Origin of the sequence: Rhizobium sp. RHZ01 (genome assembly GCF_014851595.1) — a bacterium.
Taxonomy (GTDB): Bacteria; Pseudomonadota; Alphaproteobacteria; order Rhizobiales; family Rhizobiaceae; genus Rhizobium; species Rhizobium altiplani.
In genome coordinates this window covers 65,387-80,113 of sequence record NZ_JACUZZ010000019.1, presented here as the reverse complement: position 1 = coordinate 80,113, position 14,727 = coordinate 65,387, and the positions used below count along the sequence as shown (strand labels likewise).

General features: G+C 60.4%; 15 protein-coding genes. 5 read left to right on the top strand and 10 right to left on the bottom strand.

What is annotated here, in order from left to right:
• Positions 1-188: 188 nt before the first annotated feature.
• Both IB248_RS19725 and IB248_RS19720 read right to left on the bottom strand, forming a co-directional pair.
• Entirely contained in the window at positions 189-1,157 is a 969-nt protein-coding gene (locus IB248_RS19725) for a DMT family transporter (protein ID WP_192241566.1), read from the bottom strand.
• Positions 1,158-1,511: 354 nt separating this feature from the next.
• On the bottom strand, positions 1,512-1,799 hold the full coding sequence (locus IB248_RS19720; protein ID WP_018117211.1) for a hypothetical protein: 288 nt from the start codon (positions 1,797-1,799) through the stop codon (positions 1,512-1,514).
• Positions 1,800-2,249: 450 nt separating this feature from the next.
• Here IB248_RS19720 and IB248_RS19715 point away from each other — a divergent pair, with 450 nt between their 5' ends.
• Complete coding sequence (locus IB248_RS19715; protein WP_018117210.1) at positions 2,250-2,987, top strand: response regulator; 738 nt, start codon at positions 2,250-2,252, stop codon at positions 2,985-2,987.
• A complete protein-coding gene (locus IB248_RS19710) occupies positions 2,987-4,321 on the top strand; it encodes a HAMP domain-containing sensor histidine kinase (RefSeq protein ID WP_113471278.1) in 1,335 nt (444 codons plus the stop codon). Before IB248_RS19715 ends, IB248_RS19710 begins: the two co-directional genes overlap by 1 nt.
• A 107-nt stretch (positions 4,322-4,428) precedes the next feature.
• Here IB248_RS19710 and IB248_RS19705 read toward each other — a convergent pair whose 3' ends face one another.
• From IB248_RS19705 to IB248_RS19680, 6 genes are all read right to left on the bottom strand, one after another.
• The gene (locus IB248_RS19705) at positions 4,429-4,845 is read right to left on the bottom strand and encodes an Ohr family peroxiredoxin (protein WP_018117208.1); all 417 of its coding nucleotides are present in this window, start codon (positions 4,843-4,845) and stop codon (positions 4,429-4,431) included.
• A 336-nt stretch (positions 4,846-5,181) separates the two neighbouring features.
• Positions 5,182-6,234 carry an alpha/beta hydrolase gene (locus IB248_RS19700; RefSeq protein WP_018857309.1) on the bottom strand — a complete coding sequence of 351 codons (1,053 nt, stop codon included), beginning with the start codon at positions 6,232-6,234 and terminating at the stop codon, positions 5,182-5,184.
• A gap of 364 nt (positions 6,235-6,598) precedes the next feature.
• A complete protein-coding gene (maiA, locus tag IB248_RS19695) occupies positions 6,599-7,231 on the bottom strand; it encodes a maleylacetoacetate isomerase (RefSeq protein ID WP_018857308.1) in 633 nt (210 codons plus the stop codon).
• An 11-nt stretch (positions 7,232-7,242) separates the two neighbouring features.
• Positions 7,243-7,452 (bottom strand): hypothetical protein, encoded by a 210-nt coding sequence (locus IB248_RS19690; protein ID WP_018857307.1) that lies wholly within the window; start codon positions 7,450-7,452, stop codon positions 7,243-7,245.
• A 217-nt stretch (positions 7,453-7,669) separates the two neighbouring features.
• Positions 7,670-8,410 (bottom strand): peptide-methionine (S)-S-oxide reductase MsrA, encoded by a 741-nt coding sequence (gene msrA, locus IB248_RS19685; RefSeq protein ID WP_113471277.1) that lies wholly within the window; start codon positions 8,408-8,410, stop codon positions 7,670-7,672.
• A gap of 12 nt (positions 8,411-8,422) precedes the next feature.
• Positions 8,423-10,189, bottom strand: coding sequence for a cytochrome c biogenesis protein DipZ (locus IB248_RS19680; protein WP_018857305.1), 1,767 nt, complete (start codon positions 10,187-10,189; stop codon positions 8,423-8,425).
• Between the two features lie 336 nt (positions 10,190-10,525).
• Between IB248_RS19680 and IB248_RS19675 the strand changes: the two genes are divergently transcribed.
• The 3 genes from IB248_RS19675 (at position 10,526) to IB248_RS19665 (ending at position 12,632) form a co-directional block, all read left to right on the top strand.
• On the top strand, positions 10,526-11,458 hold the full coding sequence (locus IB248_RS19675) for a LysR family transcriptional regulator (protein ID WP_018117202.1): 933 nt from the start codon (positions 10,526-10,528) through the stop codon (positions 11,456-11,458).
• 140 nt (positions 11,459-11,598) lie between these two features.
• On the top strand, positions 11,599-12,312 hold the full coding sequence (locus tag IB248_RS19670) for an SDR family oxidoreductase (protein ID WP_018857304.1): 714 nt from the start codon (positions 11,599-11,601) through the stop codon (positions 12,310-12,312).
• Positions 12,313-12,392: 80 nt separating this feature from the next.
• Entirely contained in the window at positions 12,393-12,632 is a 240-nt protein-coding gene (locus IB248_RS19665; protein ID WP_018117200.1) for a 4-oxalocrotonate tautomerase family protein, read from the top strand.
• A gap of 101 nt (positions 12,633-12,733) precedes the next feature.
• Here IB248_RS19665 and fabI read toward each other — a convergent pair whose 3' ends face one another.
• Both fabI and IB248_RS19655 read right to left on the bottom strand, forming a co-directional pair.
• Positions 12,734-13,516, bottom strand: coding sequence for an enoyl-ACP reductase FabI (gene fabI / locus IB248_RS19660; RefSeq protein WP_018857303.1), 783 nt, complete (start codon positions 13,514-13,516; stop codon positions 12,734-12,736).
• 38 nt (positions 13,517-13,554) lie between these two features.
• Positions 13,555-14,727: an acetate/propionate family kinase gene (locus IB248_RS19655; protein ID WP_018857302.1), complete on the bottom strand. Its 1,173-nt coding sequence runs from the start codon at positions 14,725-14,727 to the stop codon at positions 13,555-13,557.

Here is a 14,727-nt window from a genome sequence, read left to right as displayed (position 1 = left end):
ATGCTTCGATACTGATATCGGCCGCCGCTGTCATGGGGTCGGAACACTTTCCCACAACATCGACCCGCTGAATGATTCAGGCGAGGAATAAGCTGTCGGACAATACCTGTCGGCCGAATGACCGCTTGCGGTGCATCCCGGCCGAAGCTGTCTTTTGGGCGAGCGTCGACCACCTGGCGGCAGAGCACTCATTCCGATGCCAGCACCGGATTGCCCGGTCGAAACTGTGTTTCGTAGAAGATCCGGACTGACAGGACTACCCCAGCAATAAGAATGGCGACTCCTGCGGTTTCTACAGCGCTCGGCCATCGCACATGGACTGCCAGCCCGCCGATGACACCAAACGCGGTTTCCGAAACGATCAATTGCGCGGCCAGTGCGACAGGCAAGTTTCTTGAGGCAATGTTCCAGGCCCACACGCCGCATACCGTTGCCAGTAGTGCGAACGATACGCCCCAAACATAGAGCGAGCCGGCGGAATGCCAGCCGAAGCCGAGCTTGGGAAGCTGGAAGAGACCCATTGCAGCTCCGGCCGGGTAGAAGGCAAGCATCAAGACGCCTCCACCGACGAGAATAAGAGCGGACCACACACCAGATGGCATGTCAGGCCGGGCGGCCAGTGCGGCCTGGTTGGAAATCGCGAACCAGACCCACAACGCGACCGCTGCAAGCGCCAATGGAACGCCGATCCAGAATGAACGGACAGAATCCAATCCTTCGGCCGTGAATACCGTACCATTGACCAACATTAGACCGACCAGGACCAACATGAGGGGCATCAGCAGAAACCGCCATGGCAATGATGCCTGCCGTTGATTGCCGATGACCATCAGAGCGATTGGAACCAGACCAAGAAAGGCGGGAGCAATTACTGGCCCCGCAAAAATGGCGGCTCCCGTTACCGTCAGGAAGTAACCGACATAGCCAATGAAGGAGAGCCAGATCGTGGAAAGCACGTTTCGGAGCGTGAGATATTGTACCGCCCCCTTATTCGAAAACAGAACGCACAAGCCGACCAATGCGGAGGCTACATGGCGGACAAGGGCAAAATCAAAGGTCGAATAGCCACCAATTATGAAGGGCACAACGAAGTTGAGCGAAAAGGCAAAAGCCGCGAAGAGTGCGGCAAGTACGCCTATGTAGAAGCCTTTTTCCATCGTCCTGCCCTCTGGTCTTCCAAACACCGGTACATCCTTGGCTGCTGCCCTGTCGACGATCTTCCAAAATCGGCGTTGAGCAACCGAGCGTTTGCGCGCGCGTTGGACTTGCCCAACATCGCGTCGGATTAGAGCGGCCGAATGTATACGGCGTGTGTTTGTTGAGCGTCGATTTGTACCGGAATGTACCTTAGGTCGCGGGTGCCGAGGTGCCGACGCATTCCATGACGAAGGGCAAATTGACTTATCTGGCGCGATCCGGACGTGATTGATCTTCTGCAGCCAGCCGGATTCGCCAAACGAACCTCAAAGTTTTCCCGAGGGTCGATCGGGGCATGGGCTCTCAGCCCTGCCTTACCTTCTGCTCCAGGCCAAGAACGGCCGATAGTGTCGCTGGACTATAAGCAGAGTTCGATCGGGCTGGATGACATAGATCTCCTCGACCTCACGCCCCGTCTGATCCGTGAACGTATGGGGGAACGAAGAGCCGATCGGCGCCTTTGTCAGCTTCGTTCGAGGCTGGCCGCCATAGGTTATGCTGCCGGGAATAGGCGCATATCCTTCCCCCGAATAGGAAACCGACGTGACCGCGCAACCCGCAACAAGAACTGCCATCATCGCCGCCGCTACTATTTGGATCATCCTCAGGCCCCCAGGTTATAGTCAGATTCTCGCACATGTAGTCACCGCCGATCAATGGTGTACCTTATTTCTCGATGTGTTTGTCGCAGAAAGCGATCGGACGCTTGAGGCTGCCTAAGGCCTGAGCGATCCAGATTGTTTGCTCTGCTGCTGCATAGGCGCAATGCGCCCCTCGCACCCAGAACCGCGGAAATGTTCGCCCTGGCGTGACCGCCATCTCAATGCGAACGGCGCGCCGCGAGCAGCTTGTCACCGGACAGCTGCCGGCCCAATGCCATCGGAATGAACAAAACGATTTCCATGACTTATCGGAGGAATTCAAGGTGTGGACATTGTATCGCAATGTATCCAAAGATCCGTTGGATACAGAGACATGCAAGCCCGCAGGCCGTAAACATACGGCGGATACATCAGGGGCGTCGCTAGCAGTGCAATAATGGAGATCGCGCGATGGAGCACATCGACCACATCCTGATCGTCGATGACGATCGCGAAATCAGGGAGCTCGTGTCGAGCTACCTGAAGAAAAACGGCCTGCGTGTCACCGCCGTCGCCGACGGCCGGCAAATGCGCGCATTCCTCGACGCGAACTCGGTCGATCTCATCATCCTCGATGTCATGATGCCCGGCGACGATGGCCTCGTTCTGAGCCGCGAGTTGCGGGCCGGACGACACAAGGCCGTTCCGATCGTCATGCTGACAGCGCGCACCGACGAGATGGATCGCATCATCGGTCTCGAGATGGGCGCAGACGACTACCTGGCCAAACCATTTTCGGCACGCGAATTGTTGGCGCGCATCAAGGCCGTGCTCCGGCGTACCCGCATGCTGCCACCCAATCTGCAGGTGTCGGAAGCCGGCCAACTGCTGAGCTTCGGCAAGTGGAAGCTCGATACGACAGCACGCCATCTTGTCGATTCCGACGGAACGGTCATCGCACTCAGCGGCGCCGAATATCGCCTTCTGCGCGTCTTTATCGACCACCCCCAACGGGTGCTGAACCGCGATCAGCTTCTCAACCTGACACAGGGCCGCGACGCCGAGCTTTTCGACCGCTCGATCGACCTTCTGGTCAGCCGTGTCCGCCAGCGGCTTGGCGACGATGCCCGCGAACCGACCTACATCAAGACCGTCCGCAGCGAAGGCTATGTCTTCTCCATGCCGATCGAGATCACCGAGGCCCGCTGATGGCGACGCACGCCCTTCTGAATGGATTTCGTCTGTGGCCGCGCACCCTCGGAGCGCGGCTATTTCTTATTCTGCTTGCGGGCCTGGCGGTCGCCCATGCCATGTCGTTCACCGTGCTGTTTTTCGAGCGCTACACGGCCGCCAGATCGGTGATGTTCAACACCCTCGAAAACGATGTTTCGACCTCGATCGCCATCCTCGATCGCCTCCCGCCAGACGAGCGCGCCGACTGGCTCGATCGCCTTGACCGGGGAAGCTACAGGTTTGTTCTGGGGCCGGGCCTGCCAGGAAAACCGGCGCTCGATGCACGCGGCACCGAATTTGCCGCCAAGGTACGGGCGGCGATCGGGCCGAAATTTCCGATCACGGTCGAAACCATCCCCGGTCCGAATTTCCGCCTTCAGGCGCATCTCGCCCTCAGCGATGGAACGCCCCTGACGATAGACGTCAATCCCGCGGGCATTATGCCCCTCGCCGACTGGCTGCCCTATGTACTCGCCGCGCAACTGGCTTTGTTGGTCCTCTGCAGCTGGTTTGCCGTGCGTCAGGCCATTCGTCCTCTCGTCAATCTCGCAAAAGCGGCTGACACACTTGATCCGAACGTGAAGGCCCTTCGCCTGAGTGAGACGGGACCAAGCGAAGTCGCCTATGCCGCAACCGCCTTCAACGCAATGCGCGAGCGCATCGCTCAATATCTAGAGGAGCGCGTCCAGATACTTGCAGCCATATCGCATGATCTGCAGACGCCGATCACGCGCATGAAGCTCCGGGCAGAAATGGCCGAGGATTTCGGCGATCGGGACAAGTTGATGCAGGATCTCGGCGAGATCGAACGTCTCGTCAAGGAAGGCGTCGCCTATGCTCGTAGCGCCCACGGCAATGTCGAAAAACCTTCGCGCATCGACCTGTCCTCGTTCATCGAGAGCCTTGTCTACGACTACCAGGACACCGGCAAGGCCGTTGCTATCAAGGAGATGAGCGGCGGCGCGATCATGACGCGGCCGCATGCCTTGAGGCGCGTTTTGACCAACCTCATCGACAATGCACTGAAGTTCGGCGGCAGCGCCGAGATCGAGGTGAAACGCCGCTCCGATGAGGGCATCGTGATCAGCGTGCTCGATCACGGCCCCGGCATTCCGGATGATCAGTTGGAAGCCGTCCTCAAGCCTTTCTTCCGGCTGGAACAGTCGCGCAATCGCGACACCGGCGGAACCGGACTTGGCCTTGCTATTGCCGTGCAGCTGGCCGCGGCAATCGGTGGGTCGCTGACGCTGCGCAACCGCGACGGCGGTGGCCTCGTGGCGGAAATCGCCATCAACAAAACCGCGGCTTAACCCGCCGCCGGGCACACTCTCCAATAAAAAGAGCGGCAGCCGTGACGGCTGCCGCTCCTCAACATCACACACCCGATCTGACGGGGAGGACCGTTTTTCTTATCTCGTCAGACGAGGTTTATGGTGACGTTGATATTGCCGCGTGTTGCCTTGGAATACGGGCAGGTCTGGTGTGCCGCGTCGACAATGGCCCGCGCAGTTTCCTGATCAATGCCCGGCAGGCTGACGTTGAGGCGTGCCTGAAGAGAGTAGCCGCCGGTGCTGCTGCAAAGGTCCACCTCGGTATCAACCGCAAGGTTGGCCGGAAGCGCGACCTTCAGGCTGCCGGCGGCAAAGCCCATTGCGCCAATGAAGCAGGCCGACCAGCCGGCGGCAAAAAGCTGCTCGGGGTTCGTCCCCTGCCCCGTGCTGCCCGGCGAGGACAGCTTGACGTCAAGGCGACCGTCGGAGCTGTGCGATGCTCCATCGCGGCCGCCGGTCGTGTGTGTCTTACCAGTGTAGATGACTTTCTGGTTCTCACTCATACTGTTCTTCCTTTCGACGAAATGGACGCCGCCGAGGCCCGATTGCCTCGCTTGCGGTCGAACACAGATGGCGCTCCGCACGTGTCTGGAATGTTTCGCCGTCACGCTGAAATGTAACCAACTCCCCCACAGACGTGGGGCCGATACACTGCGATACGAACCACAGGCGAAAGGCCGATATCTCAACCAATTGCCGGACGCAGATTGCGACTGATGAGATCGCTTCACACGCGTACCCATGAAAAAACCCGGCGTGAACGCCGAAAACGCTCTCCGCCAGGTTCAGAATTCCAAAGGCCAAACCGGAAAAGCCGCGGCTATCCACCGGTAGAGCGATCAGAACCGGTCGACGTCGACCACGGCCTGTGCAAAGGCTTGAGGCGCTTCTTGCGGCAGATTGTGACCAATGCCGCCGGTGATCAGCCGATGCTCATACTTGCCCGAGAACTTCTTGGCATAGGCCTCCGGCTGCGGATGAGGCGCACCATTGGCGTCACCTTCTAACGTAATTGTCGGCACGCCGATAAACGGGAACTTGGCAAGCTGTGCTTCGAACTTGTCATACTTCCGCTCGCCCTTGGCCGCACTGATACGCCAGCGGTAGTTGTGAATGGTGATGTCGACGTGATCGGGATTTTCAAAGGCGGCGGCGCTGCGGTTGAAGGTTGCGTCGTCGAAATTCCACTTGGGGGACGCGAGTTGCCAGATGAGCTTGGCAAACTCGCTCCGGTATTGCTCATAGCCTTTGCGACCGCGTTCGGTCGCGAAGTAGAACTGATACCACCAGGCTAGCTCCGCCTTCGGCGGTAGCGGCGCCTTGTTGGCTTCCTGGCTGCCAATGAGGTAACCGCTGACGGAAACCAGGGCCTTGCAGCGCTGCGGCCAAAGCGCCGCGATGATGTCGGCCGTCCGAGCGCCCCAGTCGCAACCGGCGATCAGCGCCTTCTCGATCTTCAGGACATCCATGAACGCCACGATATCGGCAGCAATCGCAGCCTGCTGACCGTTGCGCATCGTCTTGTCGGAGAGGAAACGCGTAGTGCCGTAGCCACGCAGATAAGGCACGATGACGCGATAGCCGGCGGCGGCCAGCAGTGGCGCGACGTCGACATAGGTGTGGATGTCATAGGGCCAGCCATGCAGGAGAATGACCGGAGGCGCGTCGCTCGCTCCAAGTTCGGCGTAGCCGACGTTAAGCATGCCTGCATCGATCTGCTTGATTGTGCCGAACGACGTGTTGGTGCCTGGCGCGATGGCAGGAATGCGGGCAGCAGCCGGCGTCGCCGCCTGGGCAAGGCTCGTCCCGATGCCCCCTAATTGTGCGGCTGCGACGGTCAGTGCCGCCACGCCCATGAACCGCCGCCGTTGTTGATTGACTTCCTCTGCCATCGCTACTCTCCAGACTTTGTTAAAGACACCGATATTAAGCATGATCGATGTGTATCGTTTGTGTGTCCGCTGGCTGGAATTGAAACCCAATGTAGATACGTTTGTTGAGAGATACATTGGTATACATTGCACTGCTTTTGTCCGCTCCCAGCACAACCTACAACAACTCACGCGCGCGAAAATCAGCAAGGCCGGGCCAACGCGTGACCCGACCTCGAGGGCTGAAGCACCCAGCGGTTGAATATCCTAGATTCCCTGTGCGGACGACCCGATGTGGCGACAATCAAGCGGCGCGGCATTCGGCCGCACTGCGAGCCATCAAGGCTAAGAATCCGGCAGCGGTACTGGTTGAACAGCAAGGATCTCAGCTTCGGGGCGCCGGACCATTGTCGGCAAAGGCGGGGATCTCTCGAAGCCTGGCGACAACCGCTGCAATTCGGGGCCACTGGTCGAGCGGAAGCCCAGTCCGCTCCGCATTGATCGCCTGTGGGAAGAGGCAGATGTCGGCCATCGACGGCGCATCGCCGGCTACATACTGACCTGTCTGCCGCCGCGCGAGCAATTCTTCCACTGCCGTCAGGCCGACACGGATCCAGTGGCGGCTCCATTCCGCGATGTCCTCGGCCTTGACGCCGATCGTTCCCAGGTGCGCGGCCACCCGGGGCGGAAGAAGCGGATGGATATCCGCGGCGATCGCCAGGGCGACGGTCCGCGCAAAGGCGCGATCTTCAAGCTTGCCGGGCAGGAGTGGAGGTTCGGGGTAACGCTCGTCGAGATATTCGATGATGGCGAGAGACTGCGTCAGCAATACGCCTTCATCCGTCAGCAAAGCCGGAACGAGCCCCTGCGGATTGAGTTGCAGATACTCCGGCTTCCGGTTGAGTGCATCCGGCCCAAGAATTCCGATCGCCTCGCGCTCGACGTCCAGACCCTTCAGCGCAAGTGCGATCCTGACACGGGACGCAGCCGACGAGATCTTGTCCTGGAAGAGTTTCATTGTTGATTTCCTCAATAGTTCGCGTGTTGGAGCAATAGGTTATCAGACGTCACGAAGGAAGCCTTTGCAATCTGCGCGGGCTCCTGCGAGCCGGCATCCGCCGCCGGCGACAACAGCGAGAACAGTGCCGCGATCGGGGGCGGCTCGCCCGGAGCGCTATCCCAGGCGCATGGCACAGCTGCCAACGCAAGCACGGCATAAGTGATGACCAGTATGCGCATTTTTTCTTTCTCCTCGATTGCTCGGTCTGTTCGGGCCAGCGGCCGAAAAACTCAGATTGCTCGTCAGCGGGTTGAATTCAGCGTGACGGCAGCGCGTATCGTGAATGTGTTCGAATGTGCTGAGAACTGTACCTCTGTGTAAGGCTCGGGATCGGGCGGAACCCGATCCGATCTGTATTGACCATTCCTGGCCACGCGCCGCGTCGCGCGGCTAGCGTCAGCGTGACTGGTCCGCGACGAGCACTGGTCGCTCGCGATACTGCTCCGGGAAAAGCCGCTTCAGAGCTTCGATCTTCGGCTGCTCGTAGATGTAGACATAGGGCTGGCTGGGATTGTTGTAGACGTAGTCCTGATGATAGGCCTCGGCGCGATAGAACGTTTTCCCAACTTCGATCGACGTCGCAATCGGGCGACCGAACGCGCCTTCCTTGCCGAGTTGCGCGATGTAGTCGGAGGCGACCTTGGCCTGCTCGTCGTTCAGCGGAAAGATCGCCGACCTATATTGCTTGCCGACGTCAGGCCCTTGCTGATCCACCTGTGTCGGATCGTGAACCACAGAGAAGAAGATCTGCAGCAACTGGCCGTAGGTGACTTGCTTCGGATTGTAGACGATCTCCACGGCTTCAGCATGACCGGTCTGCCCTGTCTCGGTCATCTCGTAGGTTGCGGTCGAGGCACTTCCGCCGGCATACCCCGCCGTGGCACTCACGACGCCGGCAACGTGCTGAAACGCACCTTGGACGCCCCAGAAGCAACCGCCGGCAAGCACCAGCGATTGCTTTCCGGGCGTCGCTGCCACGTCATGCAGAGCCGGAGGAACGTGCTTGGCTTCCTCGGGCTTCGAACCGCCATTCAAACTCAGCGCCACGCCGCCGCCACCGATCACCGCCAGCGCCACAAGGCCGAGGCGTGCAATGGCGCGGAATGAGGCCGAAGGGTCTTTCCGTCGATTTTTCATTGTTCTGCCCTTTCATCCGAAGGTAAAGACGAATGCCTCGACACCAGGATCGAGGAAGCGGATCTCGAACGTCCGTTCCCGAACCTCTCCCGATTGTCGCACCAGTTGATAGAGCCGGGTTTCCGAAACGGTACCGTTTCCCTCAGCGTCGATATCCGAACCGTGGTCCGCGCCGGGCGCCACGCCATCCACCTTCACCTGAAAGCGGATCTTCTTGCCGTCAGCGCCTGGCCCAAGCACGAGGTGCAAATCCCGTGCGCTGAACCGATAGGTGATGCCGCCGCCGGCCTGATCCAGCGAGGCCTGCTCACCGCCCACGGTCCACTTGCCTGTCAGACCCCATTCGTTGAGATCGGGCTTTCCCACCGTATAGTCGCGTGCAGCGTCTGCTCCGACGCCTTCCGGTGAGATGAAGTTGGCGGCGCGGAGGTAGCCGATATAGGATTCGCCGGATTGCAGCTGCGCGAAGTCGGGCGCCGCCTCGGCGCCCTTGGCATCGAGCGTGACGGTAGCTGCGTCGACCTTCTTGCTTCCAGCGGCTTCCGCCAGCAAGTCCTGGATCACCCGTTCGGACTGTTCGTAGTCTCCCTCGCCGAACTGGGTGTGCCGGATCTGGCCCTTGGCATCGATGAAGTAGTGGGCGGGCCAGTAGTTGTTGGCGAATGACCGCCAGATCTTGAAGTCGTTGTCGATCGCAACGGGATAGCCAATCTGGAACTTGTCGATCGCCTGACGGACGTTATCAACACGCTTCTCGAAGGCAAATTCGGGCGAATGGACTCCGATTACGACGAGGCCCTGATCCCGGTACTTCTCTGCCCAGGCCCGAACGTAGGGGATCGTCCGGATGCAGTTGATGCAGGAGTAGGTCCAGAAATCGACCAGAACGACCTTGCCGCGCAATTCTTCAGCCGTAAGCGGCTTCGAATTCAACCATTCCACGGCACCGTCAAGCGACACGAAGCGGCCGAGCACAGGCAGATCGCTTTGGTATCCCTTGCGCGCATCGTTCGCGGCGAGCTGCATCGCACTGCCCGACGGCTTTCCGGCCGTATCGCTTGCGTTATGCAGCCTGTCGAGCAACGACTGCTCGATGCGGGTACTACTCGCATAGGAAAGGCGCGACAACAGGCCGGTATCGAGCCCGAGCGCAATTGCCGTGACACCGGCCAGCACGGCGATGCCAAGCGCCTGCCGCAGACGTTCCCCAATGCCGAGCGATCGCTTCATCGCGGCAAAGACCTTCTCCCCGGCAAGGACAGCCATTGCTAGCGAGGTAGCAGCACCCGCAGCGTAGGCCGTCAGCAGGAGCGTCGTCTGAACGTTTGCCCCTTGCAGTGCGGCGCCAGTCAGGACGAGCCCGAGGATCGGACCGGCGCAGGGCGCCCAGAGAAGGCCGGTTGCGACGCCGAGAAGGAAGGACGTGCCCACGCTCCCCTTCTTGCCGCTCGCCTGCTGTGACAGGCGGCTGCCCAGGGCCACCGCGGGCCGCGTTACCACCGCGGCGATACGCGGCGAAAGCAGCGTCACGCCAAAGCCGGCGATCAGGGCGACGGCAGCGTATCGACCAATTTCGTTGGCATGCACAGCCCAGCTTCCGCCGACCGCAGCAAGCGTTGCCACGCCGGCAAAGGTCACGATCATACCGAGTAACATCGGCAGGATGCTTCGTGTAAACGGCTGACCTGCCCGCGACAGGACGAATGGCAGGACCGGGAGAATGCAAGGGCTGACGATGGTCAGCGCCCCTGCGAGATAAGCAATCAGGAATAGGATCATGTCGTCATCCCCTGCAGTTGACCGATGCTCACACACTGGTCGTTGATGGTGCCTGCATAGGACCGGTCCGAAGTATCCCGGATGTGTCGCATTCCCCCCGAATTGTATCAGAATGCAAGCGACCTCAGCAGCCGCCGATCAACGGCGAAAGCCGCCCAACTTGGCCCGCGCCAATTGCCAAATGGCGGTAGTCACTTCCCGCTGCCAATCTCCTTGCGCCACTTGGATTGGTATACTTACCAGAAGCCAGTTGCTCCCGGCCCATGCGTATTTACTTCCCACCGGCTTCGGGTGAATACTCGCCGCCGAACAATCACTATTCCGCGAGGCGGCAGAATGGATCGCATCGACGCAATGAAGGTGTTTGTGACGGCAATTGACGAGGGCAGTCTCGCCGGAGCCGCCCGTAATCTCAAACGATCGCCAACGGCAGTCAGCCGCGCTCTGAGCTTCCTGGAGGCGCATGTCGGTGTCGAACTGCTCCACCGGACGACCCGGACGCTGAAGCTGAGCGAGGCAGGTCAACGGTATGCGGCGGCCTGTCGGCGTGTGCTGGTGGATCTCGAGGAAGCCGACATGCTTGCCGGCGGCGAGCGCGCGGCACCGCGCGGAACGCTGACAATTTCGGCGCCGCCGATCCTGGGAGAAGAGGTGTTGCGCCCCATAGTGGACGACTTCCTCGAACTTCACCCGACGGTCTCTGTCCGGTTTCTTATGCTGGATCGGTTGGTGAACCTGGTTGATGAGGGCGTCGACCTTACCGTGCGCATTGGTCACCTGCCGGACTCCTCGCATGTCTCCACCCGTCTCGGTGGCGACGTGCGACGCGTCGTCGTCGCCTCCCCTCGCTATCTGGCCAACCATCCTCGTATCGTCGAACCCGCCGACCTGGCGAAACATCAGATTGTCGCGTTCAGCAACTTCGGCCTGGATTCCTGGAGCTTCACGCCGGCGAAGGGCTCGTCCATTCCGCGCACGGTTCACTTCACACCGCGCTGCATCGTCAACAGCGTTCGTGCAGCAGCGGCATCCGCTGCTGCAGGCGGCGGCTTGACGAGGCTCTACTCCTACCATGTGGCATCTTATGTGCGCGATGAACGCCTGAAGATCGTGCTCGCCGACGCCGAACACCCGCCACTTCCGGTGCACCTGCTCGCGCCGCAGGGCCGGATGTCGGTACCGAAGGTTCGCGCCTTTGTCGATTTCGCGACACCTCGCCTCCGTTCCGAATTCGCGAATATGGCAGCGGCAGCAGGCACTCTCGCCTGATTATGCCGACATTCGGTTGATTGTTGTCCGAACAGCGACAATTCTCTCAAATGTCGAATGGATCTAAATAAATTGCACCAACGCCGAGGGCGGAGGGCGGCCTCATCTGAAACGGCCGCGGCAATTGAAAGGATCACATCATGAGCACGCAACAGAAGGTCGCCATCATCACCGGCGCATCGCAAGGCATCGGCGCAGAATTGGTGCGGGCCTACCGCGACCGGAACTATCGCGTCGTCGCCACCTCCCGGTCGATCAAGCCCAGCGTCGATGCGGACATTATTGACGTCGCAGGCGATATCGGCAAACCGGAGACCGCGGAGCGGATCGTGCGCGAAACGCTCGAGCGCTTCGGCCGCATCGACACACTGGTGAACAATGCAGGCGTTTTCCTGGCCAAGCCGTTCGTCGAAATGACCCAGGAAGACTACGACCATAACCTCGGTGTCAATGTGGCTGGTTTCTTCCACATCACCCAGCGCGCCGCCACGGAGATGCTGAAGCACGGTTCGGGGCACATCGTCAACATTACCACCAGCCTCGTCGACCAGCCAATCGCTGGCGTGCCCTCTGTGCTTGCTTCCCTGACCAAGGGCGGTCTGAACGCGGCCACCCGGTCGCTGGCGATGGAGTTCTCGAAGAGCGGCATTCGTGTAAACGCGGTTTCTCCAGGGATTATCAAGACGCCGATGCATGCGGTTGAAAAGCACTCGGCACTGGCCGGGCTGAATCCGGTCGGCCGCATGGGCGACATTCGCGATGTCGTCGACGCCGTTCTCTATCTGGAGACCGCGGGCTTCATCACCGGCGAGATTCTCCATGTCGACGGCGGCTCGAACGCAGGCCGCTGGTAGCCAGCACTATGGAGAGGCTGCGCTGCAACAGCGCGACTGCCGTCAATGACGCAACCAACCCTCTTTCATTGGAGACGGAAATGCCTATCGTCACTGTACAGGTTACCCGCGAAGGAACCACGCCTGATCGCAATTCGGTCACGGCCGAAGAGAAGGCCGCAATCATCGAGGGCGTCAGCCAGGTTCTGCTCGACGTCCTCAACAAGCCGCTTGAATCGACCTATGTGGTGATCGAAGAAGTCGATCTCGACAATTGGGGCTGGGGCGGTCTGCCGACCGTGCAATACCGCAAACAGCGCGCCGCGGCAGCCAAATCCTGACACTCTCCGAAACCTCGACCGAACCCGTCGCTCGCACTCTGAGCGTCGGGTTCGGCTTGTTTTAGCGACGATACTTCCGATGGCGCCACCCCTTGTCGGGATCAATCTATGATGTGATAGCCGCCATCGATGTAGATGGTATCGCCCGTCATCAATCGCGCCGCGTCATGCGCCAAGAAGGCAGTCGCCATGCCGACATCGTCAATCGATACGAGGCTGCGCGCCGGGGCCGTTTCCTGGGCCTTGTTCAGGAGTTCGTCGAACTCGGGAATGCCCGAGGCTGCCCGCGTTGCCAGCGGGCCCGGCGAGATCGCATGCACGCGGATGCCTTTGGGTCCGAGTTCCGCGGCAATGTACCGAACGGCGCTTTCCAGCGCCGCCTTGGCGACCCCCATGACGTTGTAGTTCTTCACGACCATCTGGCTGCCGTAGTAGGTCATCGTGAACAGGCTGCCGCCGCGTTTCATCAGCGGTTCGGCAAGATGCGCCATGCGAATGAACGACCAGCAGGAAATGTCCATCGTCTTCAAAAACCCCTCCTGCGGCACATCCACGACGCGTCCCTGCAGCGTATCCTTCGGCGAAAAGGCGATCGAATGCACGAGAAAATCGAGTTCGCCCCATTGCTCCGCGACGCGGTCGAACACCGCCTCCAATTGTCCCGGGACCGCGACGTCGAGCGGCATGAAGATCGGCGCTTTCAGCGCCTCGGCCAGTGGCTCGACATGAGGCCTGGCCTTGTCGTTGAGATAGGTCACTGCAAGCTCCGCGCCCAAGGCGCGAAATGACCTTGCGCAACCCCAGGCAATCGACTGGTCATTGGCAATGCCGACCACCAGTCCGCGCTTTCCTTCGAGAAGCTTGGCCTTTACCTCGGGAATCATGTCAGCCCTCTCTTCAGCTCAATAGGTGTGGCAGGCGCCTATGCAGCGATAAGCGCGAACGTATGCCGTGCGATCATCAGTTCCTCGTCGGTCGGCACCACATAAAGAGCGACCTTGCTGTCGTCGCTCGAGACGAGCAACTCACTGGCCTCGTTTCGTGCTGGGTCGAGCGACGCTCCAAGCCAGCCAAGTTTTTTGGCAATCCGGGCGCGCATCACCGCTGAATTTTCACCGACACCCGCCGTAAACACGAAGGCGTCCAGCCCGCCGAGGGCCGCAACCAGCGCGCCGGCATTGAGGCCGATGCGATGCACGAAATGGTCGAGCGCGAGCCTCGCGCCGGCGTCGTCGCTGGCAAGCAGGTCGCGCACGTCGTTGCTGATGCCGGAAAGCCCCTTGAAGCCCGACTCCTTGTAGAGGAGATCCTGCAACTGCGGTGCCGTCATTCCATGCTGCTGGAGCAGGTAGAGAAGTACACCAGGATCGATCTGCCCGCATCGCGTGCCCATCGGCAACCCGTCGAGCGCCGTGAATCCGAGCGTGCTCTCGACGCTTAGCCCCTTATACAGCGCGCACATGGATGCGCCGCTCCCGAGATGCGCGACGATGACCCGTCCGTTGCCAACGTCAGGCGCGATCTCGGCCAGGCGTCCGGCCACATATTCGTAGGACAGCCCGTGAAAACCATAGCGCCGGATACCCTCGTCGAAATAGTGCGCCGGAATGGCATAGTGGTCCGTCATTGGGTCATGGCCGCGATGAAAGGCGGTGTCGAAGCAGGCGACCTGTGCAAGCTGCGGCTGGCGTTCCAGCAACACACGGATCGGCGCGAGGTTGTTGGGCTGGTGCAAGGGCGCCAGCGGCGTGTATTGCTCCAATTCGCGGAGCAACTCCTCATTGATGCGCGCTGGACGTGAATGGTTCGGACCGCCATGAACAACCCGGTGGCCGACAGCAACCAACCGGCCCTGCTGCCTCTGACGCAACCACTCCCCCACCAGCCGCATCGCCGCCGGCAGATCGGGAACGGTTTCGGGTGGATGATTTTCGTTCTCCAGCCGCTCGCCGCCGGCGCTCTTGACGGTCAGGTGCGGCGCGGTGCCGATCCCCTCCATCTGCCCCTTGATCAGCCGCTCCAACGAGTCCGCGACCGAAAATACCTCGAACTTCAGGCTGGACGAACCGGCATTCACGACGAGGATGGTGTCCAT

Bases quoted from the DNA above. Each gene is read 5' to 3' on its own strand.
- IB248_RS19710 (WP_113471278.1), top strand. From the start codon at position 2,987: ATGGCGACGCACGCCCTTCTGAATGGATTTCGTCTGTGGCCGCGCACC.
- IB248_RS19715 (WP_018117210.1), top strand. From the start codon at position 2,250: ATGGAGCACATCGACCACATCCTGATCGTCGATGACGATCGCGAAATC.
- IB248_RS19700 (WP_018857309.1), bottom strand. From the start codon at position 6,234: ATGGCAGAGGAAGTCAATCAACAACGGCGGCGGTTCATGGGCGTGGCG.
- IB248_RS19680 (WP_018857305.1), bottom strand. From the start codon at position 10,189: ATGATCCTATTCCTGATTGCTTATCTCGCAGGGGCGCTGACCATCGTC.
- IB248_RS19705 (WP_018117208.1), bottom strand. From the start codon at position 4,845: ATGAGTGAGAACCAGAAAGTCATCTACACTGGTAAGACACACACGACC.
- IB248_RS19725 (WP_192241566.1), bottom strand. From the start codon at position 1,157: ATGGAAAAAGGCTTCTACATAGGCGTACTTGCCGCACTCTTCGCGGCT.
- IB248_RS19675 (WP_018117202.1), top strand. From the start codon at position 10,526: ATGGATCGCATCGACGCAATGAAGGTGTTTGTGACGGCAATTGACGAG.
- IB248_RS19690 (WP_018857307.1), bottom strand. From the start codon at position 7,452: ATGCGCATACTGGTCATCACTTATGCCGTGCTTGCGTTGGCAGCTGTG.
- msrA (WP_113471277.1), bottom strand. From the start codon at position 8,410: ATGAAAAATCGACGGAAAGACCCTTCGGCCTCATTCCGCGCCATTGCA.
- IB248_RS19665 (WP_018117200.1), top strand. From the start codon at position 12,393: ATGCCTATCGTCACTGTACAGGTTACCCGCGAAGGAACCACGCCTGAT.
- IB248_RS19655 (WP_018857302.1), bottom strand. From the start codon at position 14,727: ATGGACACCATCCTCGTCGTGAATGCCGGTTCGTCCAGCCTGAAGTTC.
- IB248_RS19670 (WP_018857304.1), top strand. From the start codon at position 11,599: ATGAGCACGCAACAGAAGGTCGCCATCATCACCGGCGCATCGCAAGGC.
- fabI (WP_018857303.1), bottom strand. From the start codon at position 13,516: ATGATTCCCGAGGTAAAGGCCAAGCTTCTCGAAGGAAAGCGCGGACTG.
- maiA (WP_018857308.1), bottom strand. From the start codon at position 7,231: ATGAAACTCTTCCAGGACAAGATCTCGTCGGCTGCGTCCCGTGTCAGG.
- IB248_RS19720 (WP_018117211.1), bottom strand. From the start codon at position 1,799: ATGATCCAAATAGTAGCGGCGGCGATGATGGCAGTTCTTGTTGCGGGT.